The organism is Planctobacterium marinum (genome assembly GCF_020687805.1).
Taxonomy (GTDB): domain Bacteria; phylum Pseudomonadota; class Gammaproteobacteria; order Enterobacterales; family Alteromonadaceae; genus Planctobacterium; species Planctobacterium marinum.
This window is the reverse complement of sequence record NZ_JAJEWQ010000002.1, coordinates 496149-522469: the sequence shown is the minus strand read 5'-3', so window position 1 is coordinate 522469 and position 26321 is coordinate 496149. Positions and strand designations below refer to the sequence as shown.

Here is a 26321-nt window from a genome sequence, read left to right as displayed (position 1 = left end):
AGTTGTTTTACCTATCCAGAGTGACAATATCTGCAACAAAACAAAATAGGGGTATCCACCCAGAACTAAGAACTTTCTCGGTGTAAATGCTCCTGTTGAAACTGTGTCATAGCTCCCTGTATGCCAAGTGTTACCGCGTGATATTGCCTTTCCAGGCTGTCCGTTAGTTTACGCAGTAAAAACAGATTGAAGACCAACAGTAGCCCCGGAATAATAATTAATGTAAACAACAGGTGCGCCGCCGATTTCATAACGGTATGAGAACTGGTCTGTACCTTATGTGGTAATTTGCTAACCAACGCTTTGTGTAAAAAATGGACGCCAGATTTACCCTGTTGTTTTAAGTCACTTTGCGCTGCCTGACTGGATTGGCCGCTAAGCTCATCAGCAAATTGCTTGAAATACTGGTGGTTTGACTGAAAACCCAAGGCACTATCCATAACTCGTGTGGCTGAGGCACTCAAATGAATACTGTAAGGTAAAGCGATATGACTCACCAGGAACAGGACCAACAGCGTTCTGATCCCCTGTCTGGCCAGTACTGAATGCAATACCTGATGTCGAAACAGCCCGGCAAACAACCAAATAAATAATGCCCATAACAGTGCATGAAACAAAACAGGGGCAATATACTCCGATAACAGCGCAATGATTTCCAGTGCGCCGACTGCCGCCATTGCCCACAACAGGTAGCTTTTCCCTTGCTCCAGTACCTGACTAAGGTTGTTTAACAACTCCCCAACCTGCACGTTGACATCCACGATAAAGTCAACGCCAAACTGACTACTGGCAGCCACATCCACCAGGGCGCTAAGCCCCAGCATTGCACTGTAATCCGCCAACAGTTTTGTTTCCAGATAGGCCAAATAGCTCGCATTGGCTGCCACCAGATCATGCTGGTTAAACGCCTCCGACACCCCTGAAAACCAACCCAGGTTCAGCCCCAGTAACCACACAAACAGCACACCAACAATCAGCAACAAATAACGTTGAGCAGTCAGCCAGGTTGCAACCTGTGTTGTCATTTTGTTCAGAACATCTGCCTTGAAATCACTCATTCCTGCGCCGCCTTATAGTCACACATTAACGTTGCCAGGCCACCATCATCCAGCAGCTTATCGAGATCCACATCGCCTTTAATGCCGGGGATTTTCCCCTTGTCACTGTACTGCCACAGTTTCAGATTTTTGACCTCTGCCGGTGGTGTCATCGTGGCGCTGTAATCCGCCAACCAAAAATCGTAATCGTTGAAGTTCGGACCGATATTGGCTTCCCAAAAATCCTTGTAGGAATAAATGATGGCGTCGCACCCGGTAGCTTGTTTTATTTTTGTCAAAAACTGCCGAAGCCCGGCCTGTATTATGTCACTGCTTTGGTTTCGGGTGATTTCTACATCGACCATGGGCCGTAACGATAGTGAATGACCTCGAATACTGGTTAAAAAGTTATCGGCCTGTTTCAGGGCATCATCTTCTGCTTCAAAAAAGTGATAAGGACCGGCAGGCAAATGCAGGCTGTTGAGTGCCGCAATATTCGTGCTGAACATCGGGTCCTGCCAGGTAATACCATCAGATGCTTTGTGATAGACAAAGGCCACCTGAGTTGTAGCTACCTGAGTCCAGTCAACACTGCCTTGATCGTGAGACACATCAATTCCCTGCACCTGCTCCTGAGAAAAGGATGAAAACAGCCCCTGCCCACCTGTCGGTGGTGATGCGGAAAACAACAACGGTCGCGCCAGCAACAGGTAGGCAACAACCAGACAAACCAGTAGGGTAAATAAAATGGTGGTGAGCTTGGTAACATTAAGCTTGTTCATATCACCTCAGTTTTCTTTTTCTGTTTTGAAAAAATAGTTATCTGCTAACAATTTAACATTGTGGTTGATTTGTTCATCCAATAAACACCTGGAATCCTGCGAAAGCCACCAGCCTACTGGCGGATCTTCACTGCTCTGACAGGAAGAGGGCGATTTGCTAAATTCAAACAACAATAACTCTGCAGCATCGCTGTTAATCGACTGACTGAAATGACGTAAGGTCGGCACCTGTTGGAATTGGTTTCGATAAGCCGTATCCAGTTCAGCCAACGCGACATAAGAATGTCCACCTCTGGCCTGCAATAAGCTCTGTAACGGTGCACTGATTTCGTTCATGGCAGCACTGCGATATTTGGCAATTTCCAGAGGTGCCCGGACACCATCCTCAACGGTTTCGGCATAAGGGCTTTGCGGGTTCACCAGCCCCAACTCATTTGGATAAAACGGGTCATTTTTAAACACCAAAATTTGCGGTACATAGACAACATCCGGATTGCTGCTACTGATGCTTTTACTCAATTGCGTCAACACCTGACGCGCTGTTTTCGCGCCAAAATTATCGAAATAACCGGCATCAGCCGTGTGAATTTTATATTGCCACGGCATGTCGGCTCTGAGACTTCCCGCCGGTGTAACGTACGGAAATCTGGCAGAGTTAACTGCCGCTGTAATCAGAGGTATATCGCGGATTGGAGCAGAACGGGGCCCCTTAACGTCTGTCTCGATATACATTTGCGCCTGCAGTTTTTGTAAATCCAGCGCCCCCGGGAATGCCAAATCATCGAAATTAAATGGCACAGTCAGAGACATCGCTCCCAGCTCCTGTAAATAACTGGAAGCCAATACCAACGGCCGCCAAATCCCGGACGAACCCTTGATGCAGTGGTAATAGCTGTAATAGCCCAGTGCTAAGAATGACTCAGACGCTGCGCTATTTTCCGCAAGCGGACAGCCTGAGGCATTTGCGCCAAACGTGTTTTGATGAGCCAGTTCGAAGCTGCGTTCCAGATGGAAAGCACGGTCGTCCTGAAACACCCCATAGGGCACAAAGCGATACAAAAAATCATTGTGCAAAAACGACGTTACTACCGGTGACAGGAAGTCCTGAGACAGAAACGATTTTTGCATGCAGGCTGGCAAATTCGGCCACTGCTGACACTGAGATAAATCATGGGCTTGCGCGTCAAACCCGGCGTGGTAATCCAGACCAGCCAGATAGGCGGTATTCCCCACGGTGCCTCCGGACGCCCCTGTCATGGCAAAAACATTAGAATGGAAACCAGGATATCGCTGTTCAATCAGGCTCAGGGTGACAGCTGACCAATACGCCGCTCGTAAGCCTCCGCCTTGATTAACCACTATGTACACCGGTACATAGGTTATGCCCTGCACTGTCTTGCGGATACGTGGCTGTGCCGTTTTAAAATCACTGAAAGCATCAGCAAATGACGCATAGGGTTTGAAGCGCCTTTGGTCCTCACAACGGCTGATATCATCCTGGGCAGAATAACGGCAATCTCCGGGCAAGGTGCGAAATGCATGATTATCAGTTTTGCCACTCAGGGATACCAAAAACGCCGTAGCAATGATCAAGGTCACCACCGGATAGGGCGGTTTCATCACCAGAAAGGTTTTGTGCTCTGGTGAAGCCAGTGAGGTTGATTTAAAGGCCCAATATATGCCATAGGACAGGCCTTTTAACAGCACATTCAGCCCCGGAGCCAGTACATAGTAAGTCACCAGGACACAACCCAACAGCATGTTGCTCAGGCCCCAAAATATAATGGCTAAACCTTCAAAATAACGTACGTATACATCGATTGCGAACACCGCTAATGCAGATGGAACAAGAAAGCACAGGGCAATAACACCATGACAGAAATGCGGCTGACCAAACAGCTTTAATATGGCGTGTTGCCGGTAGCGTTTCACCCAGGGAATACGCAACCACACAAACAGCATAAACAACACACTCTGCAGCGCAGACAGCAGAGCCACGCCATACGCTCTGTGCTGCACAGCCAGTGCCGCCAGCAAAAACAAAAAGCACAGCGGAATAAGTCTGGGGATCCACTCCCCGGCCCGGGTCCCCAAAGTACCGCGCTCTGAAGGGGTGTGAAATGGCGAATCCACGCGTCGCAATATCCAGCGACTACTCCACCACATCACCAGAGAAAAATACGCAATCGCAACGGCAAAGCTGAGCAAGGCCCCGGGTTGTTGATCTGTCTGGTTAATCATGTCTTGTAGTTGCGGCACTTTAAACAGTGCAATACCCATAGCAATGGATAAAAACAGTTGAATCGATAAAGCGCCTGACACACGAAAAATGTGTTCTCTGGCATTGAGGTGTACGGTTGGCGTCGACATGAATTCAGCCCGGTGGTCCATCAGAATTCAAGTTTAGGTAAATTTTTTAGTAAAGCAAAGCGCGAAATTTTCGTGCCGGCTAAGTGGCTATCCATTCCAGTAGCGGGTGGCCGAGATGCACGGTAGCCACCACACAGCTCAACCAAACCGCACTGATAAACAGACGTGAAGCCCAGATTACCCCTGAATTATCAGTGTTTCCTGGCGTCTGGCTGGCTTTGTCGATCATCTTGATTCGACAGTTGTAGTGCTCAACATTGTGTGAGAATTGACGCTTGTCAGTAACATCACGACATTTTTGCAACGCCTGCTTCAGGGTTTGCCCACCATCGTTCTGCGGCTGAATTGCCATGGCCACCTGATCACAAACCTGTTCCGTGATATCCGCCAAATCCTGACGAATTCGGCTGCGAAGGCCTTTCGGCCAGACAATAGTTGCCCAATGGATGAGCCATTTTCGCAAGTTATCCTTGCGCCTGGCGTGAGCCTGTTCGTGAGCAATAACAAGCTGCAGTTCGTCTTTGCTGAGCCGGTCAAAAAGCCCGCGGGAGATAAAAATTTTTGGTTGCAGCAAGCCGGTACACCATGCAAAGGGGTTGTTGCTGTCCAGCACCTTGTATGCCGCCGGCGTTGGCTCTGCCAGTCGATTCAATAAGTTAAACCGGCTTCGGTTGGCATACAACTGACGCGCAATATAAGTGCAGGCGATAATGAATACCCCCACAAACACCGAAATTTTAGTGATCACCTGGAGCGTCATTCCGGTCATCTGCAATCGGTGGGGATGGCAATCAAGACCGTGACAATGTTCAGCCACCAGGAAAGAAGAAAATTGCGGTAGCGACAACAGCAAAATCGCAACCAGCGCAGAAACCGGCGCCAGAAGCCCATAAACAAAGACACTAAAAGCACTCTGCTCCGGAGTTATCTTTGCAAGCAGGCGCACCAAAACAGGATATGCATATGCCGTTATCCATGAAAGCAGAACAAAAAAAACCACCAGGCTACTCAGGTGGTACAGAATATTAAGCAGAGACACTGTCATCGGGGGATTCTGGCGAGGCAGGTGTGACCTGGTCGTGTTCCGTTGTTGCTGTGCCCTGGGATTTTTCGCTGCAAAAATCAGAAAAGCCAGACAGTAAAGGCGTTACATCACCATCGCATATCTGCTCAGTGATATCTCCCAGTAGCTGACTGATGATCTGGCTGCGGCTAACCGCCGCCCGGTAAACAAAAAATCGTCCGGTTTTCTCCCGGTACAACAAGTTCTTTCGGTACAGACGTTCTAAGGTGCTTTGCATGGTACTTAAACTCAACTCGCTATCGGTGCTGCGACACAACACCTCTTTAGCGGAAAGCTGCTCACCTTGCCAAACTATCTTCATTACCTCCAGCTCCCGCTCACCCAGTGCGGGGGCTTTAGGACTGGGTGATAACTGACCTAATAATCGTCCCAGTTTGTACGTTAAACCATTCACAAAGATTTACCTGTTACTATCCATACTCACGATGTTCTGCCTGCCAGACACAGACCCCGTTTACCGACAGCAACAGTACCACGGTCAGGAATAACTACAATGGGAATGCCCTCTCTGATGGACAAAAACCAGAGGAAATGCAGGCGTCTCCCGAAAAAAGGAACGCCCGACCTGCATTTTCCGGCGGCGTTACATTTTGATTGTCACACCAACGCCAAGATTACGCCCTGCCGCAGGTGCAAAGTTACCACTGTCGCCATACCAGACGGCTTCCGCATAAGTTTCATCCAACAGGTTATTGACCTGAGCATACAATTTTACCGCGCCATCATGATCAAAGTGATAAAACATGGTCATGTCCACAACATCGAAACCGGCGTAACTTTGGCTGTTGTCACCTGTTAAAAAATACTCACCGGTGGAACGCCATGCAATGCTGCCACCCAGACCAACCGATGGCGAGTAACTGGCTTTCAGGGTTGCGGTATATTGCGGTACGCTGGTGATTTCTTTGCCGGGATTGGCGCCTTTTTTAATTTCGCTATCAAACACCCCCAACAGACCAAGAAACTCCAGTTCCTCAGTTAAACTGTAACGCACTTCTGCTTCCAGACCACTGCGCTGAGTTTCGCCAAAGTTAACGGTTTCGCCACCTATCTGCTGATACTCACCATCTGAATCCAGTCGGAAAGCCGCCAGGTCCAGGCTCAGTTGTTTTAAGGGGGTGCCATAGATACCTATTTCGTATTGCAGATAGTCAATCGGGTCCACCTGAATACTGGCGTCATATTTTGCTTCACCGGCGGGTAACGCAAAGCCATTGGCGACACTTCCCCTAACTTGCCAGTCCGTTGATAGCGCATAGCGCATTCCCAGTTTCGGGCTGAAGTGAGCATAGTCCTGCATCGTCGAGCTCAACCCGGTAATCCTGTCCAGTGCTTCGCCATCAAAATGATCGAACCGGCCGCCAATGGTGGTGGTGAACCGCTCGGTCACCGCCAGATCCAGTTGCCCAAACAACGACGTAGTTTCGGTGGTCAGCTCCCGATTTTGGGTCACCTCACCGCGCACCCGATCCTTGCTGTTATAGCGAGCCGCATCAGTGGTTTCATCCAGATATTCCAGGCCGATCACCCAGGAAGCCGCCTTGCCCAATACCGGCGAATCGCCATTCAGACTCACTCCCAATGCCATGCCATCCCGGCTGTAATTTCGCTCAGTCTGCCCCTGTTCAGTGTAACTAAATTTGGCGAAGCGCACCGAGTCCTGGTGAACGCCGTAGCCATAGGCCAGTAACCGGATATCGTCCGTTAACATGGTGTTGTAATCAACGCGATAGGAAATAAAATCTCTGTCGCCACCATCATTTTCTGCCGTAGGTGCGCGCCCTTTGCGCCCTGCTTCCCCACTGTAGAACTGTTCTTCAGTGACGTAACCGGGAGAGTTGAAATGACCGTGATGATGGCGAACCGACAAGGCGATATCTGAATGGTTGGCAATTTCATAGGCTATCCGGCCGGTTGCATTGATTTTGGTGTAATCCTGATGTTCACGATAACCACTACTGTCATAGGCCTGCAGCGCAAAGTTGGTGGATATCCGCTCAACCTCCTGACCTAAAGCAAACTGGGTATTTACCGTATCATACGCACCAACAAACAAATCAGCTTCCTGATACTCCCCCCCTTTACGCGTCTCAAAAGCCAGGGTGCCGGCACGCGCAAAGTTACCATACAGTGGCGATACCGGACCTTTGAAGACACTGATTGTTTCCAACTCAATCGGCATAATTACATTGGTATCAGCAAAGCCGTCGCCATGAGAGCCCCCCTCATTGAGGGAAATACCATCTATGTATACCGCAGCGTCACTGCCATGGCCGCCCTCAGCAAACCCGCGTATCTGAAAAGCACTGGCTACGCCTCCCTGGGCAAACGCACCGGTGCTCATGGTCATACCCGCCGTTTCTTCGATCGCCCTGAGTACATCACTGATATTGCGCTGCTCTAATTGCTCGCGATAAACAGTATTGACGGTAAACGACTGATTAGACTCTTCCATAGCCTCACCGGTGACGGTGATTTTTTCCAGTGCTTTGTCTTTGGGTTGTTCATCGGCCCATGCAGATGCCTGGCTAAGAGAAAACAGTGCAGCAATGCAACTGACGGACACTAAACGCTTGTTAGTTCGCATAGGATTGAAACCTTAAAATCGTAGAATAAAATTGAATGTGATTAAGTTGCTTAGATGAATGACTAAGCTGACCCGGAAGCACTGCCATTTACTGTCCCACACCTTCCAGATAATGGTTTGCTGCAAGCAGTTTTTGCGTGTACGGGTGCGTGGCATTTGACAGCAGCGTCTGACAATTTCCCCGTTCAACAATCTCCCCCTGACGCATAACCAGCAGCTTGTCGCACAGTTGATTGACCGCTGCGAGATCATGAGAAATAAACAAAATCGCCAGCTTGTAGCGCTGCTGCAACTGCCTTAGCAGGGTCAGCACCTGAGCCTGAACGGTTTTATCCAGAGCCGATACCGCTTCGTCGCAAAGCAACAGTTTGGGCTGAACGCTCAACGCCCGGGCAATACAGACTCGCTGTCGCTCGCCACCACTTAACTGATGCGGATACGCATGTAATAAACGCGCTGGCAGTCCCACATCCTCCAGGGCCCGAACCGCCACAGTGGTTCGCTCTTTTTGCGACAGTGACTTAAAATTAACCAGTGGTTCGACGATGGCGGCATCAATTCGTTGTAAAGGATTAAGTGCTGTATAGGGGTTCTGAAATACCATCTGCATGGTTTGTCGCATGCGCCGTAATTGCTGTGCCCGACAGGCATGGATATTTGCCCCCTTGAGCAACACCTGGCCACTATCCGGCTGCTCCAGTCCGATGATCATGCGCGCCAGAGTGCTTTTTCCCGAGCCGCTTTCTCCCACCAGCCCCACAACATCGCCCTCAGCAAGGCTAAGAGAAACCTGATTAACAGCCCGGACATTGTGACGCTTGCCTGAAAACATCCCCCCCAGGCTATGGTAAACCCGGCTGACAGCTTCAACGTTAAGCAATGGTGTGCTCATGACTGCACCTCTTCGGTGTTAGCCTGATACAAAGATTCGCCGGCGGATATGGATGGGTATTTTGTCAACCTGGGTACTGCATTTATCAATGCCCGGGTGTAATCATGTTGTGGATTTTCCAGTACAGACCGGGTCGGCCCTTGCTCCAGTATTTCACCCTGATACATCACCAATATACGATCCGCCAGACGGGCGATTAAATTCAGATCATGACTAATCACCAACATGGCCAATTGCCGCTGTTTTTGCACCCTGCCCATCCAACGCACCAGCTCAGCCTGAGCCACGACATCTAATGAGGCTGTCGGTTCATCTGCTAATAACAAGGAGGGTTGCAGCGACATCGCCAGTGCCAGCGCCGCTCGTTGACACATGCCACCGCTTAGCTCAAACGCGTAGTGATGAAATACTTCATCAGGACGTGGCATACCCACATCCGACAACGCCTTTATCGCGGCTGTCTTTGCCTGCGCTTTACTCAGCGCTTTGTGCCAACACAGCGACTCCAACATTTGCTCACCAATGGTTGTCACCGGATTAAAGCTGGATTCCGGAGACTGGAAAAGCATACCGATACGACTGCCTCTGACGGCACGCCACTGAGCGGAGTCATAAGCCAACACATTGTCAGCAGAAAATTCAATACGGCCACTAATGGCACTGTTGTCGCTATCCAACAAGCCTAAGATGGCCTGGGCTACCGTGCTTTTCCCGCTGCCACTTTCCCCGACCAATCCCACCACCTCAGCGCAGCCGATATCACAGGAAAGATTGCGCACAGCCTTCACGGCATCGGTTCCTGAGCCGTAAGTCACTGACAATTCATTGATAGACAGTAGCGGTGTTTTTACCGTCATAGGCCGGCCCGCCGCTTTGGATCCACAATATCCCGCAAACCATCCCCCACCAGATTAATGCTGGCGACGGTAAAGACAATCATTAAACCGGGGAACAATACCATCCACCAGGCACCACCCAGCAGGCTGCTCATGCCGTTACCCAACAAGTTTCCCCAACTGGGTAAGGTAGAAGGCACACCAAGGTTTAAAAAACTCAGAGTAGACTCAATCAGTACCGCCTGCCCGACACCCACAGTGACCACCACCAGCAACGGTGCAGCGGCATTGGGCAACAAATGCGTTATGGCCAGACGAAACTGTGAGGCCCCACCCACCAACGCAGCTGAAATATAATCGGCGGCCATCAACCGGCGACACTCGGTGCGCATCAGACGCGCAGTTCCCATCCAGCTGGCAAGGCCAATCACAGCAATCACCTTAAGCACACTGGATTCTCCGAAAGCCTGGGCCACTATCACCAGCAATAACACAGGTATCGATAACAGGGTATCCAGAAACTGCATCATGATGCGATCCAGCCACACCGGTCCCATACCGGCCACAAAACCATAAAGGCAGCCGAGTACTGTAGCAAACAGGGTGGCGATAATCGCCACACTAAGGGACACCTGTGCGCCTTCCAATAATCGTGCTAATAAGTCACGCCCGAGTTGATCGGTGCCCAACCAGTGAGACCAGGAAGGCACAGCAAAAATCGCAGCCAAATCAGGCTCATCAGCACCATAAGGTACCAGCAATGGCCCCAACACAGCGGCGATTGCAATGATCAATAAACCAGGCAGTCCCACTCTGGTCATAGGGTGACGCAGAAACGTTCGCAACAATGCCGTTTTTTGGTGATAGCGGAAATATTCGGGAACCTGCCCCTTGTCAGTGCTAAGCGCGTCCATATTGCCGCCTTATTTTCGGGTTTAACCAGGCCACCAGCAGATCGGCAATGAGATTGCCAAGAATCACCATAACACCGGTAACTAACACTGCCGCCATCAGCACTGTGTAATTTTTGCCAATCGCCGATTTGAGGAATAACTGCCCGATGCCCGGCCAGGAAAAAACCCATTCCACGACAAACGTGCCGCCCACCAGTAACGGCAACGAAACACCACACCAGGTGATAAAAGGAGTCAGCGCATTGGGTAACTCATAGCGCCACAACAAGATTCGACGAGGTAAGCCACGCGCAACGGCTGCGCGATAGTAATCGGAAGACAATACGTCACGCACACTACCCCGCACCAGTCGAATATAGGGGCCCGCATGCGCCAGAATGATGGTTAACACCGGTAACACTAAATGAAGCAAGCGCGTGTGCCAGGTGTCAGGTTGACCCAGTGTCACCATCCCCGAAGAAGGCAACCAGTCCAGCTCCACAGAAAAAAGTAAAATGAATAACAACGCAAGCCAGAAAGCTGGTGTCGCAAAACTGATATGCGCCAGGCCACTCACCGCGTAGTCCACCGGCGATTGCGCCCAGCGGCCAGCCACATAGCCCATCAGCAGTGATATCAATACAATGCCTGTACCGGCAATACCGATTAACAGGCCGGTATTCAGCGTCGCAACCCAGATGACCTCACTGACTGCGCGACCATCTTTGATGGAATAGCCCCAGTTTCCGGTCAGCACATTGCTCAGCCAGGTCAGATATTGGGTATACAAGGGCTCGTTTAATCCCAGGTTTCCGGCAACCCGTTCAAAATCGGTGGCGCTCATAAACTCACGGCCGCCCACCAGACTGGCTACCGGCGAACCGGGTGCCGCCTTCATCACGATAAAGGCCAACAGGCTGATGAGCAGTAATTGCGGGATCGCAGATCCAAAGCGCAACGCCAGGTAACGCAGCATCAGCTGTCATCCGCCTGCGCAGCTTCTTGGCGATATTGCCACTTTTCTATATTCCAGAGCGGCGAAGTGCCGTGCCCAAATACCTTCTTTTGAAATCCTTGCAGGCCTTTGCGAATACCGTACACCTGTTCTAAATAAACCAGATAGTTATAAGCAGGGTTTTCGATTAGCTCGCGCTGCAACTGCTGGTAAATCTCCACCCGTTGTTGTTCTGCAAGAGCACTGCGCCCCTGCGCCAACAAAGCATCAACTTGTGGATTTTGATAACCGCTATAATTGCTGCCTTCATTCAGCATATGAGAAGAGAAAAAGCGGTATAAATCGTCATCCGGATCGCCAGGCAAGCCGCCCCCTAAAATTAAGGCCTGGGTCATGGGGATACTGATCACCGACCAGTCCTTTACATCCACCATGACATGAATACCCACGCGGCGAAGTTGACTGGCCAACAAGGTCGCCAGATCCACACGCACCGGATCACTGACCGGCGCCGTCAAAATAAACGAAAACACCTGGCCATCTTTATGCATCAGATTATCTTCACCGCGCTGCCAGCCGGCGGCATTTAACAGTTTTTCAGCTTGCCCGATATTGTTGTCGTGTTTTAACAGTTGCGCTTTACTGACCGACATACGATTAAATTGCAATGGTCCGTATGCAGCCTCACCGTAGCCCAACAATGCCCCTTTGACTAATGCCTCCCGGTCAGTAGCAAACTGAATTGCCTGACGCACCCGGACATCTTCAAACAACGGATCACGATGATTAAACATCATCACCCGATAATCAGCTGAAGGCGTGGTTTCGATGCGAAACACATCATCCTCCCGCACCGCCGCCACTTGTTTGGGCGTCAGCGGGGCAATGTCTATCTCGCCTTTTTTTAGTTGTATCAGGCGAACATTAGGATCAGGCAAAAACTTGTAAATAACTCGTTCAAAGGCTGGCGCGCCATCGTAGAAGTCATCGTTGGCTACCAGCTCAAGATATTCACCAGGTTTGCGAGAGCTGAACTTGTATGGGCCGGTACCCACAGGTTGATCGAAGTTAAAAGGATCAGTATTAAAATCTTTGCCTTGCAGCTTGTGTTTGGGGATCATGCCTATTTTGAGTCTGCCCGGCAGCGGGGCTAATGGCTGGCTGAGATGGATTTTTACCGTGAGCGCATCAATGACTTCAACCCGGTTTATTTCCTCTACTTCTTTGCGCAAGCCACTATGATTGTTGGGATTTTGAATACTTTCAATGGTGAACTTCACATCCTCAGCCGTAAAGGCCACACCATCGTGCCATTTAATCCCCTGGCGCAAGCTGATGAGATAGACTTTACCGTCATCCGATACCGACCAGGATTCAGCCATATCCGGTACCAACTTATTATCCAGGTCCAGCCTGAATAATCCACGGAACATGGATTTATCAGAGTCGGCATGTTGATGACCCGCCACCGGATTCAACCATTCCGGTTCACTGGCACGTGCCACAATAAGCGTGGTTTTTGTTGCAACAGCTGACGTCTGCTGAGGGACAGACTTACCGCACGCTGCCAGAAGGGTGCAAAGCAACACCATTAAACTCAACAAATTCAGTTTAGAAAGACCAGAAAAAATACTCACCTTGCGTCACTCTCGCTTCTGCACCAATGGCAGCCTGTTTAAAATTACCTCAAGCCTTCGCACCTTCAAACGATGTGCAAATTGATGTGGGTATTATTGCTGATTGCTATTATTCAACAGCTGGTGAATACCGAGAACAGCTCGGCTTTTAGCAAATGGCTGGCAGGTGGAATCGAGCGCATCCTGTGGTTGCGTTGCTGCTGCTCCGGTTCGGATTAGTCTCGCCATTAACACTGTGCCTGAGCACGGTGTTAATGACTGTTCAGTTTAAGGTTTCTGGAAAAAAGTGAGTTGGTTAACAGCGCAACACGCTCTACGGATTCTGCAACCAGCGCGCCATCCACGCTTCTAACCGGCGATACATATCCACCCGGTTTTCCGGGTTGCGAAAACGGTGCGGTTCACCGGGATAGCTGTGAGCTTCAAAGACTTTGTTGTGTTGTTCCAGCGCTTTAGTGGCACTTAAAAACTGCTCAAAAGGAGCAATTGTGTCGCTTTCGCCATGCATCAGCAAAATCGGGGTTTTCACAGCATGGAGTCTGTTTATGGTGTTGCTGATGGCATAATGTTCAGGCTGTGCATCGGGCACACCACTGTGGCCATGTTCGATAAACAGGCGAATCATGCGGTTTTTATTATTGTAGGCGGCGGCAAAATCATAAATACCTGCCATTGGTACCGCCGCATCAAAGGCCTCCGGCGCCCTGGCAACAGCGGCTAAACTGGTAATGCCACCATAGCTGTAACCGTAAATCCCCACCTTGCCATTTGACCAGGATTGAGCCCGAATAAAATCAGCTGCCGCGGCGGCGTCTAACGCCTGGGTGTTGGCCCAGTCATTGGTGGACAAATCTTGATAGGTGCGGCCAAATCCCGAACCACCGCGATAATTTACCGCGATCACAACATATCCCAACTGCGCCAGTCGTTGTTCCACCAGATTGAGTCCGTTGTAATAAGAATGCGTGCCTCCCCCGTGAACCTGCACTATGCTCGGGTATTGCTTGTCTTGAGTAAAACCTGGTGGGTGGAACACAAAGCCCTGAATATAAGTGCCATCATTGCTTTTGTAACTGATCTCCTGCGGTTCAACCAGCCCCTGCCAGGCGGTTGAAAAATGCGTTACGCGGCGGCTGTTACCCCCGATTGATGCCTGTAAATCCAGCTCCTTGCCTCGCGTAGGCGTTGAGCGCACCAGAGCAAATTGCTCACCATTCGCGCTCATGTCCCAGTCATGTAGCAATCCCCCCCCATGGGTAATTCGCGTTGCCACACCTCCGACGCTGGGCACAGTCCATAACTCCACTTCACCACGATTGTGATTGGGGAAAAACAAGTGCTTACCTGACTTGCTCCATTTCGGGGAACCCGGCTCCCGGGCCGTCACCTGCTTAGACAGCAATCGGGTGTTTTTGGCTGTAAGATCAACGATAAAAATATCCGCCAGTTCGGTGTACCAGTAATCGGATTTTAAGGTGCCGTAGATGGCAATTTGAGAGCCATCGGGTGACCAGGCTGGCTCACCTCGCCCGGTAACGTCCTGAGTTAACCTCGACTGTTTTTTGCCAGCCACTTCCACCAGCCACAAATCATCTGACCAATACTCAGCCTGATTAGAAAAGTAGGCTACGTATTTACTGTCCGGCGACCAGCTAAAACCAAACCGCAGCTCATCAGTGGGCATTGATTCTGATGTCAACTGCACAGCCGTCCCACTGCCATCAGTCGGGACAAGCCAGAGATCCTGAAACCCCGAGCGATTACTAGCAAACACTATCCATTTTCCATCCGGCGATGGCTTGGGTGAGCGAATATCCGTCCAGTTCTGTGTTAACTGAGTGGTCTTATTTGATTCAATATCGATTGACCAGAGATCACTGTTCGACAGATAAATAACACTTTTACCATCCGGCATCCACGCCGCCGATGCTCCCTTTGTCAAAAAGCGTTCACTGCCATCGAGACCGACAATGTACAAACCACTTTGTGTCGGATTTACAACCTGCGTTAACAGCTGCGTGCCATCGGGGGAGAAAATCGCGGAAAACACACCATCGTGTCCGGTCCCTCTGCACACATTGGCTGCACAGGCTTCATCCCATGAAAAGGTTGGATGAAAATCACTGGCGTTAGCCTGAAAAATAACGTTGAGTGCGATGCTCATAAACCCAACGCATAGGCGCCTTGAGAAAAACCGAAACTGCTGCATTTGACTGTACCTCTTGTCGTTAACCTGAAGGGGGTTGATTACCAACAGCATCATATAGAAGCCACTTCACTTATGCCAGGTTTGTGCTAACTCAAAAAAACTGCACTTTTCACAGCGCAATTACCCCCGATTCAGACTGAGCTACTTGTGTAGCTATAATTAGGATAAATCAGCGTAGACGAGGTAGTCTGTGATCTTTCCGTCTTCGATAGTCAGAACAGTAGAAAAAAAGGCCGAATGGTCAGTTCCGTTCAACCTGACATAATCGACAATGCCATTGCATATGACCTGGTCGTCATCTGTCCATACATTGTCTATTGTATGGGCCATACTTTTGATACTGGAAAAAAATGAACGATTTGATTCCAAAACTTCGTGTTTCCCAATTACCGGAGGAAAATTACCCAATCGAAACCTGACATTTTCAGACAGTAATGTACTGAGGTGTGCAACGTTTTTACCATCAACAGCCCGTTTGTATAGATCCTGCACTAAGTCCCGGCCAGCCATGTTGTATGCCGGGTTTGTTTTCAGACGAGTGATACTGGTTGTTTCACCTCCATACATGTTTTTTTCGGCAGGTTTATGACTTAGGTATTCGATGAATTCATATTCAATTCCTGCTGGATCGGCAAAATAGCTCGTTTTTCTAAAGGGATGATCCGCACCAATAGTCGTTACCTCATAACCTTTGTCTTTTAAGCGCTTTGCTATCGACTCCATGTCATCCACTTCAAATCCAATATGTGCCAAACCGTCGGAGTGCTCTTTTGGGTTGGGACTACCTTCCCCTTCATTCAGGGATAGGTAGTATTCCCCGGTCCCCAAATGCAGCCATTTCTGCTTTTTACCATACCTCTGTGTTTCACCCGTGCCACGCACCTGCCAGTCGGGGAACGCCGTTAATATAAATTCCAGGGATTTGTCGATGTTTTTAACCACCAGGTTTACGTGTTCAAGACGGACCATTTTTCCTATTCCTAAGTTGAATAAAGTTGGCCTTAAGTCTATTTGGTTTCTTTTTGTTTGATAATCCTGTCGTTTGGAACATAATTGTTGAACACAACTCAACAATTAAACCTGTATGCAAGATATTTCGTCTATACCTGTCTTTGTCAGCGTCGTTGAATATGGCAGCTTTTCAAGTGCCGCTGAAAAACTCAACATCACCAAGTCAGCGGTGAGTAAACGTATTTCAGGACTCGAAGCTCAATTAGGCGTCAAGCTATTGCACAGATCTACGAGACAGCTAAGTTTAACAGAGGCGGGAGAGCGTTATTTTGAGCATGCAATATTAGCTTTGCGTTCCGCGCAAGACGCAGAACACGCAGCAACAGAGTTACAACGAAACCCAAGAGGGACATTAAAAATGAGTTCACCAATGTCATTTGGCCGGTTGCATGTTGCCCCTTTGATCCCCCTGTTCCTGAAGAAATATCCGCAGATAAGTATTCATCTGGATATGAGTGACCGACAAAGCGACATTATTGAGGAGGGTTTTGATATTGCGCTAAGAGGTGGTGAATTATTTGACTCATCTCTGATTGCCAGAAAACTAACCCCGCTGCATAGCGTTGTTTGTGCATCAAAAGAATATTTGATGCAGCATGGGATACCAGAGACACCGCAACAGTTAACTTCGCACAACTGTATCCTGTACACCTACCAGGCCAGGGTCAATGAATGGACATTTTTGAAGGATAACAAAGAAGAAACAGTGAGAATTTCCGGAACCTATGAAGTGAACAACAGTGAAGCGTTACTCGAATCGTTACTTCACGGGATCGGAATTGGCCGGTTACCTACTTTCGTCGTGGGACAGGAAATTAGCAAGGGAAACCTCATCCCTGTTTTAACTGACTATAAAGTGCCTCACAAAACACTGTATGCCGTATTTCCAGAAAGGCAATACATGCCCAAAAAAGTCCGGGTTTTTATTGAGTTTCTGGTAGAAAACCTGGGACGTGATATACCATACTGGGACAACTGGACAGCCGACAAGATGCCTGAATTAACTTAATTAAGGCAATTTGCCGTGCTTTATGTTTGTCTTTGCTGAACACACTTTACGGAAATACCAGGGTGAACTGAGTACCTGGTGCGTCGATATCATCCAGCCGTATACTGCCCCCATGGACCAACATGATCTGGCGAGCCAACGCCAGTCCAACGCCTGTCCCCTCTTTTTTAGTGGTGAAAAAGGGCACGAATATCTTTTCCCGGATCTCAGGTGCAATACCGATACCATCGTCTTTCACCACTGCCACCAGCTTGTTGCGTTTATTCAGAAAAACCCTCACTTCAAGTGCAAGTTCCACCTGTTGTGCTGATTTGGCCTGCTCGGCGTTGCGAAATAAATTGATAAACAACTGCTCCAACATTTGCGGGTCGGCGCGTACCTCCAAGGCCTCATGTTCTGCGCTGAGCTGAAATACGATGCCAGCTGTACGCCACTGTTGTTGAAACAGGTTATGGATGCGATTCAGTAACGGCACGATTTTTACCGGCTTTTTATCCGGCACGGCTAAATGGGTGATACTGCGGTAACTGTTGACGAATCCCAGCAGGTTCTCACAGCGCTTTGCCACGGTGCTGACCGCTTCTCTGGCGTCACCTAAATCCTCTTCGGAAAGGCGGGTTGCAGAGGTCGCCAAAATAGCATCGGCGGTACTGGCCAGACTGGTTATCGGGGTAATACTGTTGATGATTTCATGGGTCAGCACCTTCACTAAATCCTGCCAAGCGTCTAATTGCGCTTTATCCAGTTCAGAGGCTATGTCCTGCAATGAAATCACCCGGTCATGCTGACCGCTGTGTACCACCTGACGCACTGAAATGCTGAGCTGATGCTCCATGCCATCGGCCACGAATCGCACTAAACGCCTTTCAGAGCCTTCAGCCCCTTGCATCGCGCTGTAAAACTCATGACCATAGCTCTTAAGTTCATCCACACGGGTGATTGTACTGCTGTTAAACAGCCGCCTCACGGCATTATTCCAAAGGGTAATTCGACCATCAGCGTGAATACTCAGCAAAGGCACTGGCACATGTTCAATGACGGATTTTAACCATTGTTTTGTACCTTCCTGCGCTTCCCGGCGGCGCTGCTCCTGTTGCACGATATGAGAGATTTCGCGACCTAATTCATCAAAACCATCGCCGTAGCCGGTAAAATCAAAGCGGGCTGAATAGTCCCGATAGCGCAACGCCTGTAAAAAACGGGCAATTTGCTGATTGGTCTTTTGAACCTGCTGCTGCACGCCCCAGAACTGATACAAAATCAACAATCCCAACACAGATTGAGTCATCAGGAAGCCTTCTTGCGGGAATAAATTTGCAAATACAAACAGGCTGACAGCCAGCAGCAGTACCCGCAAAAATAGCTGGCCGGAGTAACGCTTAAAGATCATGTTTTTCCATCCTCCGGTACAGGGCTGCCCGTGTTAATCCCAATGCTTTTGCCGTATGAGAAATGTTGTATTTGTGCTTTCTGAGGGCTTGTTGAATAGTCTGCTTTTCGATTCTGTCCAGATTGAGATCTTGTGCCTGAATTTCCACAGCCTGATTGCCAGGAATGGCCTTTTGCAATTGTAGATCGTGGGCACCAATGCCACTGCCTTCGGCTAAAATCACAGCCCTTTCCAACGCGTGCTTCAACTCACGGATATTGCCGGGCCAATGATAATCCCGCAACGCCTGTAATGCATCGCTTTGCAGTTGTAATGCCAGTTTGTGGTATTTACGGGCATACATATCCAGGTAGTATAAGGCGATAGCTTCAATGTCTTCATTGCGCTCACGCAGTGGCGGTAATACCACTTCAACGGTGTTGAGTCGAAACAGTAAATCCTGCCGGAAGCAATTTTCATCATGTAGTTTTTCAGGGGCAAGGTTAGTCGCAGATAGCAAACGAATATCAATGTCCTGCGCCTGATTGCTGCCCAGTGGCACTACCTGGCGTTGCTCCAGTACTGTCAGTAGTCGGGTTTGCAGGTGCAGCGGTAAATTACCCACTTCATCTAAAAACAAAGTCCCTCCATTGGCAGCTTCTAATTTTCCGATCCGGTCTTCTTTGGCTCCGGTAAAGGCGCCTTTCTTATGACCAAACAGTTCACTTTCAAACAGGCTTTCGGGTACAGCGCCCAGGTCTATGCTCATAAACACCTTATCCGCCCGATGGCTGCTGGCGTGAATGGTGCGGGCCAACATTTCTTTGCCGGTGCCGTTTTCCCCCAGCAACAGCATATTGGCCTCTGTTGCCGCCGCTTTGTTGATGATTTGTTTGACTCTGGACAGAGCCGCTGATTTACCAATCATAGGTTGAGTTTCGGATTGTATGATGGCGTCGGACAACGCTTTGTTGGTTTTTTGCAATCGGCTGGCTTCGGTGCGGGAGTGGCGCAACTGACAGGCAGAAGAAATCGTTGCTACCAGTTTTTCGTTTTGCCAGGGTTTGGCAACAAAATCGGTGGCGCCGAGTTTCATCGCGTCTACGGCCAAATTAATGGCTCCGTGTGCCGTGATCAGAATCACCACCGCCTGCGGATCGATCTTAAGAATTTGTGTCAGCCAGCTAAAACCTTGCTGGCAACTACTCTCCCCCGGGCCAAAATTCATATCCAGCAAAATAACATCAAAATGCTGCTTATCCATCAACTCCGGTATTTGCTCCGGCCGATTGCAAATCACAACATCGGAAAAATGCCGCTTAAGCAACAACTTGCTGGCCACCAAAATATCCTCATCATCGTCGACGATGAGTATACGGCTATCTACTGACATACTTCACAGGCTTACGGTTAACTGAAACTGTTCAATACCGTACAGCAAGTGTTCGGATTCGTACACCTATACCCTGATTTTAATTGCAATAAAATATTTAACCATTATTTTTCAATAACTTAGTAATTGGCACAAGTCTTGATTTAGTCACTGCAAATCAATACTGAAACAGCAGAGCAATAGAGCCAGCAATGTCCGTGGAACTGCAAAGCCAACAGAAAAAACCCATTAAGATGCCGTCACCTGGGCACACCACTCAGGGCCGTTCAGGCGCAGCGATGGACAAAAAACTCAACACTAAAACACCAATGTGGCGCAAAACGCTGCCCTGGATAATTGCCATTGTCATGGGCGTTGTTGGGGTACTGGTATTTTCCAAAACCGGCCAAAGAGCATTGTCAGTACAATCTGAGCGAATTAGTTTGGCCAGGGTGGAACAGGGTATTTTTGAAGACTTTTTGCCTCTCCGCGCCAGGGTAACACCGGCTAAAACGGTGTTTCTGGATGCCATCGAAGGTGGGCGTGTGGAAGCTTTATTTGTGGAAGATGGCACGCTCCTCAAAGCCGGGGATATGATTGCCAGACTGTCGAACACCTCGCTGCAGCTCAGTGTCACCAGTAATGAAGCCATGGTGGCAGAGCAGCTCAACAACATGCGCTCTATTGAGTTGCAGTTAGAACAAAACCGGCTGCAGCACAAACGCAATTTGTTGGATATCAATCACCAGATCCGCATATTTTCCCGTCAACTTAGTCACGAGCAGGAATTACTGGCAAATAATCTGATCGCCAAGAATCAGGTAGATGACACCCGGGATACCCTGAACTGGTACAAGCAAACACTGGCAGTATCACTGGAAAGCCAACACACCGATGAGATGATGCAGCAACAGCAACTGCAGTTTCTGAAATCTACCGGTGAACAACTGGAAAGAGCCTTAGAGATTTCCCGGCAAAACCTGGACAATATGAATGTAAAAGCCCCGGTAGATGGCAAGTTATCCGGGTTTGACGTGGAGATTGGTCAAAGCATCACCCGGGGTGGCCGACTGGGACAAATCGACACGCCGGATGATTTCAAACTCAGCGCCTTTATTGATGAGTTTTATCTGGGCCGGGTGGACCTGGAACAGAGTGCCAGCCTGATACGCAACAATGAAAGCTACCCACTGACAATCAGCAAAATATACCCTCAGGTGCGAAATGGCCAGTTTGAAGTGGACCTGAAATTTGATCATGCCCGACCTGCCGATATTCGCCGTGGGCAAACCTTACAGGTGAAACTGCAACTAGGTGACGCTGAACCGGCACTGATGTTACCCAACGCCGCATTTTTTCAAAACACCGGAGGCAACTGGGTATTTGTTGTTTCACAAGATGGCAGTGAAGCCAGTAAACGCGCAATACGCAGCGGCCGCCGCAACAACCAATACATTGAAATTCTCTCTGGCCTTAGTGCCGGTGAAACCGTAATTGTGTCCTCTTATGGCGAATACCAGGACATTGAACGTTTAACCCTGAAAAACTAAAGGATAACTGTATGATTAGGCTGAATAACCTCTCTCGTGTCTATCAATCTAACGACATCGAAACCACTGCGCTTGATCAGGTTTCTCTGAACATCGAACAGGGTGAATTCGTGGCGATAATGGGCCCGTCTGGTTGCGGGAAATCCACCTTACTCAATATTTTGGGTATGCTCGACTCACCCAGCAGCGGTGAATACCATTTTCTGGATCAGGAAATTTCCGGGTTCAGCGAGCGACAGCTCAGCGCCATTCGCAAGCACAATATCGGATTTATCTTTCAGAGTTTTAATCTGGTTGATGAACTCTCTGTTCAGGAAAACATTGAGCTGGCCCTGCTTTATCACGATATTCCGGCTCAGGAAAGGCGTCAGCGGGTATTGCAGGTGATGGACAAAGTGGGCATTGGTCACAGAGCGAATCACATGCCAGGCCAGTTATCCGGAGGTCAACAGCAGCGCGTGGCGGTAGCCCGTGCGGTAGTCGGCGATCAGGCGATGATTTTAGCCGATGAACCCACCGGGAATCTGGACAGTGCCCACGGTCAGGAAGTCATGGAAATGTTGCAACAGTTGAACAAAGAAGGCACCACCATAGTGATGGTGACCCACAGCCCGGCCCACGCTGACTATGCCAGCAGAACCGTTAACCTGTTTGATGGCAAGGTTGTCACAGAAAGCGTGAAGGCAGCCTGAGGGAGCAATCAAGATGTTCAAGAATTATCTGCAAATTGCCTGGCGCAACCTGATCGCCGACCGGCTATACAGCAGCATCAATATACTGGGCCTGGCAGTGGGTCTGGCCAGCTGTTTGTTGTTGTTTATCTTTATCGAGGATGAAACCAGTTTTGACGAGCACTGGCCCGCTGCAGAACGCACCTACCTGGTACAGACCACCTATTTTACTACAGGTGCTGAGGCCCAAACTTTTGATGTCGCACCCGGCCCTTTAAAGCAGGTGCTGTTAGACTATTTTCCGGATCAGCTTGAATCAGCAACCCGCATGAATCGACAGTGGCCCATAGTCAAAACCCGCAATGATATCTACGAAGAACCTCTCTATTTTGCCGATCCCAACACCATAGATATCTTGCAATTTGATACCTTAGCAGGTGATCTGCAAAGCACCATTAACGACAATGCCGCCATTGCCTTGTCTGAACAATTGGCCATCAAATATTTTGGCAACACAGACGCCATTGGTGAAATCATCACCATTGAAAGCTGGGGTATAGTTAAAGACTTCAGAGTAGGTGCTGTGTATGCCAACGTTGCCCACAACACTAATATTGAAGGTCTCACAGCCTTGATAAAAATAGTTGAAGAGGACTACCTGGAAACTCAGCCCTGGCTGTTCACCAACTGGGGCGGTGGCAACAACATGACTTTGATAACACTGAAGCCCGGCGCCAACATTGGGGACATTAATGAGCGCATGGAACAGCTGGTTAAAGACAAAGTAATTGTTCCGGAATTTGTCCAGGAAACTTATGCCCAACCGGAAGACTGGATCGCGTTTGAGGCAATTCCGCTGGATGAGATGTACATCAATCAACCGGGGCGTAAAACCAACATCGCAATATTTTCAGGTATTGCGCTGGTGATCCTGCTTATTGCCAGCATCAACTTTACCAACCTGTCTGTGGCCCGTTCCACACGCCGTGCGAAAGAAGTCGCCTTGCGCAAGGTAATGGGCGCCTCCAGACAACAATTGATCCTGCAGTTTTTGGGTGAAACCATTTTTATTACCGTTATCGCTTTGGTGCTGGCACTAATGCTGGTAGAACTGGCTCTGCCCTTTTACAGTGAGTTTTTAGAGCGAGATTTGGTTTTTGACTATCTGGGTGTAAACACTTTGGCCATGATAGGTCTGGTGCTGACCGTAGGCATATTGGGTGGCGTTTATCCGGCGCTGGTACTGTCTGCATTTCGCCCCGCCAGAGTACTGAAAGCCAATAAATCTGCAGAAACCTCCGGCAGTCTGATGTTGCGAAACCTGCTAGTTATTGCTCAATTTTCCATCTCTATAGCCCTGATCGTCTGTGCCATGGTGATGTTTGCGCAACGGCAGCACGCCATGAATTTGGAAGTTGGCTACGACAAAGACCATATTGTGATATTACATGGTGTAGGTCGTGAACCCGTTGCCCAGCAGTCTCGCCAAAAATTGCTCAGAGAACAGGTTCTGGACTTACCCGGCATGAAAGCCGCCACATACATCAACATGTTTCCGGCCATGGCCACTAATTGGCAATTGGGGTTGTCATTCAACCGGGAAGATGGCTCCCAATTTAGCGAAACCATTTCGTTTCGTAATGTGGATGAGGGCTTTCTGGACACCTTTAATGCCAAAGTAATAACAGGCCGTTATTTCGATTTAAATATCAGTTCCGATGTGCGTCCGGATTTTCAACTATTGCACCAAAACCCGGAGACCCGCCAAATTAATACCATGGTGAATGAACAGGCGGTGGCTCACTTTGGCTTTGCCAGTAACGAAGATATTCTGGGTCAGGTACTGGAGTATCGATGGGGCGACATGACCATATTTGCCACAGTTATTGGAGTGATCAGCGATATCAATTATCGCACAGTCAGAGAAAGTATTCGTCCGGAGGTTTACATTTTCGTGGACTACGGCGGCATCGGTTTTCTGGCGGTACGTTTTGAAGATGCGCCGCAAAGAGCAGAGCAGACGCTGCTGCGCTACTGGCAGGAACAGGTGCCTGAATTACCCTTTGTACGCACCTATGTCAGTGAAGTAATCGAAAGAGATTTTCAGTCTGAACAAAAGCAGGCACTGTTACTAGCGATAGCTTCCAGTCTGGCCGTCATTGTCTCCTGCCTGGGCTTGTTTGGTTTGGCCAGCTTCACTGCCGAACGTCGCTTTAAAGAAATTGGCATCCGCAAAGTCATGGGGGCCAGCGTTCTGGATATCGTCAAACTGCTCACCTGGCAATTTTCCAAACCGGTGTTGCTCGCCAGCTTCATTGGTTGTGCTGGCGCTGCAATGTTGATGCTTAGCTGGTTACAGATATTTCCTTATCGCATCAGTGAACTTTGGGTACTGGGCAGTTGTCTGACAGCCAGTCTGCTGGCACTGCTCATCGCCTGGCTCACGGTAGGTGGCAAAGCGACTAAGGTAGCCCAGGCAACACCCATCAAGGCACTGCGCTACGAATAATACTCAAAGCAACCGTTCCCGTTCTCCCGTGTCTTCAAGGACGAAGCACGGGAGTTTTTACTTACAGTGATTCAGACGCATTTGCCGATTGTTCAGATGCTGAATGTCTTCGGTTTATTTTGTTGATGGCCTGCATAAGGTAATAACGCACCATTAACAGACTCAAAACCAATCCACTGACCGTGTAGATCAGGCTGTCCTGATGCTGATGCAATTGCTCAGCCACATCAATTTGCCAACCTGTGTACTGCAACAGCCAGTCGAGCAATAGTCCCATGCCCACTGCGGTGCCGATAACCGCCACCAGATAAGCCACAATGGCACGTTTTCCCAGTTCTTTGCCTAATACGCCTAAGGTGGCCAGATTGGTTGCGGGTCCTGTCAGCATGAACACCAGGACACTGCCCGGCGATACGCCCGCCAGAATAAAACCGGCACCAATCGGGGTTGATGCTGTGGCGCAGATATACATAGGAATACTGACCAGCACCATCACCACCATAGTTAAAATGCTGTCACCCCATTGCACAAAAAAGGACTCTGGTACCCAGGTTTGTACCAGGGCGGCAAAAAACAAACCCAGCAATAACCAACTGGCGGTATCCCCCAGTAATTTGCCAAAAGAAAACTGCAGAACCTCTACAACCCCCTTTTGCTCCGGCTCTTCTTCGGCCTTTTTACTGCCACAACAGGAATGAACCTGAGTTTGGGTCTTTGGCGCTTCCGGTTTATCAGTTAACCTCACCAACTCACCGGCCACAATAGCACTGACTATCGCAGCAATGGGTCTGGCAATGGCCATAACCGGCCCCATCAGGGCGTAGGTCACAGACACTGAATCCACGCCCGTTTCGGGAGTGGCCACCATAAAAGAGGCCGTGGCATTTTTAGAGGCGCCGCGTTTACGCAGCCCCAGGGCAGTGGGAATAACACCGCAGGAACACAGCGGCAAAGGCGCACCAATAAACGCGGCTTTAACCGAATGACCGAAACTGGCCTTGCCTAACTGACTTTGCATCCACTGTTTGGGTAAATAAACATTGATCACACCTGCAATCAAATAGCCCAGTAACAACCAGGGAGCAGACAATACCAATAGATCCCAAAAATTTTGCAAAAAGATCATGCCACGCGCTCCTCAATAGCTTCCAGAATAGAGCAATGTTCGGCACTTTCCGGACCGCCACAACAGGTTTTCACCACTTTTTTAAGGGTAGTTTCAAAACGCTGTAGCTGCCTGATGCGTTCCTGAATATCCTGCAACTTGTGCTCTGCGATGGTTTTTACTTCTTCACAGGTATGAGAACGACTGTCTACTTTAATATCCAGAAGTTCATGTATTTCCGCCAGCGTAAACCCCAGGTTCTTAGCCGACTGAATAAACTTCAGGGTTTTACGATCTTCTTCACTGTAGAGTCGATAACCGTTTTCTGCCCGATGACCGGGTGATAACACCCCCTGTTGATCGTAAAAACGCAAAGCTTCGACACTGATCGCTTCCAGTTTTGCCAGCTGCCCAATTTTGTACATAACATTGCCCAAATAACT

Annotated in this window: 21 protein-coding genes; 4 read left to right on the top strand and 17 right to left on the bottom strand. The window is 49.2% G+C overall.

The window, feature by feature from the left end; genetic code table 11:
• Positions 1-65 precede the first annotated feature (65 nt).
• The 13 genes from LJ740_RS07605 to LJ740_RS07545 form a co-directional block, all read right to left on the bottom strand.
• Positions 66-1058, bottom strand: coding sequence for a hypothetical protein (locus LJ740_RS07605; RefSeq protein ID WP_229528475.1), 993 nt, complete (start codon positions 1056-1058; stop codon positions 66-68).
• Positions 1055-1819, bottom strand: a complete 765-nt coding sequence (locus LJ740_RS07600; RefSeq protein ID WP_229528474.1) for a glycoside hydrolase family 25 protein — start codon at positions 1817-1819, stop codon at positions 1055-1057. Before LJ740_RS07600 ends, LJ740_RS07605 begins: the two co-directional genes overlap by 4 nt.
• 6 nt (positions 1820-1825) lie before the next feature.
• Positions 1826-4189, bottom strand: coding sequence for a hypothetical protein (locus LJ740_RS07595; protein WP_229528473.1), 2364 nt, complete (start codon positions 4187-4189; stop codon positions 1826-1828).
• Between the two features lie 79 nt (positions 4190-4268).
• Positions 4269-5234 carry a M56 family metallopeptidase gene (locus LJ740_RS07590; RefSeq protein ID WP_229528472.1) on the bottom strand — a complete coding sequence of 322 codons (966 nt, stop codon included), beginning with the start codon at positions 5232-5234 and terminating at the stop codon, positions 4269-4271.
• The gene (locus LJ740_RS07585; protein WP_229528471.1) at positions 5215-5667 is read right to left on the bottom strand and encodes a BlaI/MecI/CopY family transcriptional regulator; all 453 of its coding nucleotides are present in this window, start codon (positions 5665-5667) and stop codon (positions 5215-5217) included. Before LJ740_RS07585 ends, LJ740_RS07590 begins: the two co-directional genes overlap by 20 nt.
• A 189-nt stretch (positions 5668-5856) precedes the next feature.
• Positions 5857-7860 (bottom strand): TonB-dependent receptor, encoded by a 2004-nt coding sequence (locus LJ740_RS07580; RefSeq protein ID WP_229528470.1) that lies wholly within the window; start codon positions 7858-7860, stop codon positions 5857-5859.
• An 88-nt stretch (positions 7861-7948) separates the two neighbouring features.
• Positions 7949-8752, bottom strand: a complete 804-nt coding sequence (locus LJ740_RS07575; RefSeq protein ID WP_229528469.1) for an ABC transporter ATP-binding protein — start codon at positions 8750-8752, stop codon at positions 7949-7951.
• Complete coding sequence (locus LJ740_RS07570; protein ID WP_229528468.1) at positions 8749-9609, bottom strand: ABC transporter ATP-binding protein; 861 nt, start codon at positions 9607-9609, stop codon at positions 8749-8751. The genes LJ740_RS07575 and LJ740_RS07570 overlap by 4 nt, the downstream gene beginning before the upstream one ends.
• Positions 9606-10502 carry an ABC transporter permease gene (locus LJ740_RS07565; protein ID WP_229528467.1) on the bottom strand — a complete coding sequence of 299 codons (897 nt, stop codon included), beginning with the start codon at positions 10500-10502 and terminating at the stop codon, positions 9606-9608. Before LJ740_RS07565 ends, LJ740_RS07570 begins: the two co-directional genes overlap by 4 nt.
• The gene (locus tag LJ740_RS07560; RefSeq protein WP_229528466.1) at positions 10489-11457 is read right to left on the bottom strand and encodes an ABC transporter permease; all 969 of its coding nucleotides are present in this window, start codon (positions 11455-11457) and stop codon (positions 10489-10491) included. Before LJ740_RS07560 ends, LJ740_RS07565 begins: the two co-directional genes overlap by 14 nt.
• A complete protein-coding gene (locus tag LJ740_RS07555; RefSeq protein WP_229528465.1) occupies positions 11457-13073 on the bottom strand; it encodes an ABC transporter substrate-binding protein in 1617 nt (538 codons plus the stop codon). Before LJ740_RS07555 ends, LJ740_RS07560 begins: the two co-directional genes overlap by 1 nt.
• 313 nt (positions 13074-13386) lie before the next feature.
• Entirely contained in the window at positions 13387-15237 is a 1851-nt protein-coding gene (locus LJ740_RS07550; RefSeq protein ID WP_229528464.1) for a S9 family peptidase, read from the bottom strand.
• Between the two features lie 204 nt (positions 15238-15441).
• Positions 15442-16251 carry a VOC family protein gene (locus tag LJ740_RS07545; RefSeq protein ID WP_229528463.1) on the bottom strand — a complete coding sequence of 270 codons (810 nt, stop codon included), beginning with the start codon at positions 16249-16251 and terminating at the stop codon, positions 15442-15444.
• 115 nt (positions 16252-16366) lie between these two features.
• On the opposite strand from LJ740_RS07545, the gene LJ740_RS07540 reads away from it, so the two are divergent.
• Positions 16367-17302 (top strand): LysR family transcriptional regulator, encoded by a 936-nt coding sequence (locus LJ740_RS07540; protein ID WP_229528462.1) that lies wholly within the window; start codon positions 16367-16369, stop codon positions 17300-17302.
• A 46-nt stretch (positions 17303-17348) separates the two neighbouring features.
• On the opposite strand, the gene LJ740_RS07535 is transcribed toward LJ740_RS07540, so the two are convergent.
• The gene (locus LJ740_RS07535) at positions 17349-18692 is read right to left on the bottom strand and encodes a sensor histidine kinase (protein ID WP_229528461.1); all 1344 of its coding nucleotides are present in this window, start codon (positions 18690-18692) and stop codon (positions 17349-17351) included.
• Complete coding sequence (locus LJ740_RS07530) at positions 18682-20064, bottom strand: sigma-54-dependent transcriptional regulator (RefSeq protein WP_229528460.1); 1383 nt, start codon at positions 20062-20064, stop codon at positions 18682-18684. The genes LJ740_RS07535 and LJ740_RS07530 overlap by 11 nt, the downstream gene beginning before the upstream one ends.
• Before the next feature lie 191 nt (positions 20065-20255).
• Here LJ740_RS07530 and LJ740_RS07525 point away from each other — a divergent pair, with 191 nt between their 5' ends.
• Genes LJ740_RS07525 through LJ740_RS07515 form a run of 3 tightly spaced genes read left to right on the top strand, consistent with a single transcriptional unit; the run spans position 20256 to position 24773 of the window.
• Positions 20256-21593 carry an efflux RND transporter periplasmic adaptor subunit gene (locus LJ740_RS07525; RefSeq protein ID WP_229528459.1) on the top strand — a complete coding sequence of 446 codons (1338 nt, stop codon included), beginning with the start codon at positions 20256-20258 and terminating at the stop codon, positions 21591-21593.
• 11 nt (positions 21594-21604) lie between these two features.
• On the top strand, positions 21605-22285 hold the full coding sequence (locus tag LJ740_RS07520; protein WP_229528458.1) for an ABC transporter ATP-binding protein: 681 nt from the start codon (positions 21605-21607) through the stop codon (positions 22283-22285).
• A gap of 13 nt (positions 22286-22298) precedes the next feature.
• Positions 22299-24773, top strand: coding sequence for an ABC transporter permease (locus tag LJ740_RS07515; protein WP_229528457.1), 2475 nt, complete (start codon positions 22299-22301; stop codon positions 24771-24773).
• A 61-nt stretch (positions 24774-24834) separates the two neighbouring features.
• On the opposite strand, the gene LJ740_RS07510 is transcribed toward LJ740_RS07515, so the two are convergent.
• Both LJ740_RS07510 and zntR read right to left on the bottom strand, forming a co-directional pair.
• Positions 24835-25899, bottom strand: a complete 1065-nt coding sequence (locus LJ740_RS07510) for an SO_0444 family Cu/Zn efflux transporter (RefSeq protein WP_229528456.1) — start codon at positions 25897-25899, stop codon at positions 24835-24837.
• Positions 25896-26303: a Zn(2+)-responsive transcriptional regulator gene (gene zntR / locus LJ740_RS07505; protein ID WP_229528455.1), complete on the bottom strand. Its 408-nt coding sequence runs from the start codon at positions 26301-26303 to the stop codon at positions 25896-25898. The genes LJ740_RS07510 and zntR overlap by 4 nt, the downstream gene beginning before the upstream one ends.
• Between the last annotated feature and the right edge of the window lie 18 nt (positions 26304-26321).

What these genes read in the sequence shown, in the direction of transcription:
- zntR (WP_229528455.1), bottom strand. Translation starts at nt 26,303, where the DNA reads ATGTACAAAATTGGGCAGCTGGCAAAACTGGAAGCGATCAGTGTCGAA.
- LJ740_RS07550 (WP_229528464.1), bottom strand. Translation starts at nt 15,237, where the DNA reads ATGAGCATCGCACTCAACGTTATTTTTCAGGCTAACGCCAGTGATTTT.
- LJ740_RS07575 (WP_229528469.1), bottom strand. Translation starts at nt 8,752, where the DNA reads ATGAGCACACCATTGCTTAACGTTGAAGCTGTCAGCCGGGTTTACCAT.
- LJ740_RS07565 (WP_229528467.1), bottom strand. Translation starts at nt 10,502, where the DNA reads ATGGACGCGCTTAGCACTGACAAGGGGCAGGTTCCCGAATATTTCCGC.
- LJ740_RS07520 (WP_229528458.1), top strand. Translation starts at nt 21,605, where the DNA reads ATGATTAGGCTGAATAACCTCTCTCGTGTCTATCAATCTAACGACATC.
- LJ740_RS07605 (WP_229528475.1), bottom strand. Translation starts at nt 1,058, where the DNA reads ATGAGTGATTTCAAGGCAGATGTTCTGAACAAAATGACAACACAGGTT.
- LJ740_RS07545 (WP_229528463.1), bottom strand. Translation starts at nt 16,251, where the DNA reads ATGGTCCGTCTTGAACACGTAAACCTGGTGGTTAAAAACATCGACAAA.
- LJ740_RS07590 (WP_229528472.1), bottom strand. Translation starts at nt 5,234, where the DNA reads ATGACAGTGTCTCTGCTTAATATTCTGTACCACCTGAGTAGCCTGGTG.
- LJ740_RS07540 (WP_229528462.1), top strand. Translation starts at nt 16,367, where the DNA reads ATGCAAGATATTTCGTCTATACCTGTCTTTGTCAGCGTCGTTGAATAT.
- LJ740_RS07515 (WP_229528457.1), top strand. Translation starts at nt 22,299, where the DNA reads ATGTTCAAGAATTATCTGCAAATTGCCTGGCGCAACCTGATCGCCGAC.
- LJ740_RS07570 (WP_229528468.1), bottom strand. Translation starts at nt 9,609, where the DNA reads ATGACGGTAAAAACACCGCTACTGTCTATCAATGAATTGTCAGTGACT.
- LJ740_RS07600 (WP_229528474.1), bottom strand. Translation starts at nt 1,819, where the DNA reads ATGAACAAGCTTAATGTTACCAAGCTCACCACCATTTTATTTACCCTA.
- LJ740_RS07535 (WP_229528461.1), bottom strand. Translation starts at nt 18,692, where the DNA reads ATGATCTTTAAGCGTTACTCCGGCCAGCTATTTTTGCGGGTACTGCTG.
- LJ740_RS07510 (WP_229528456.1), bottom strand. Translation starts at nt 25,899, where the DNA reads ATGATCTTTTTGCAAAATTTTTGGGATCTATTGGTATTGTCTGCTCCC.
- LJ740_RS07580 (WP_229528470.1), bottom strand. Translation starts at nt 7,860, where the DNA reads ATGCGAACTAACAAGCGTTTAGTGTCCGTCAGTTGCATTGCTGCACTG.
- LJ740_RS07530 (WP_229528460.1), bottom strand. Translation starts at nt 20,064, where the DNA reads ATGTCAGTAGATAGCCGTATACTCATCGTCGACGATGATGAGGATATT.
- LJ740_RS07595 (WP_229528473.1), bottom strand. Translation starts at nt 4,189, where the DNA reads ATGTCGACGCCAACCGTACACCTCAATGCCAGAGAACACATTTTTCGT.
- LJ740_RS07525 (WP_229528459.1), top strand. Translation starts at nt 20,256, where the DNA reads ATGTCCGTGGAACTGCAAAGCCAACAGAAAAAACCCATTAAGATGCCG.
- LJ740_RS07560 (WP_229528466.1), bottom strand. Translation starts at nt 11,457, where the DNA reads ATGCTGCGTTACCTGGCGTTGCGCTTTGGATCTGCGATCCCGCAATTA.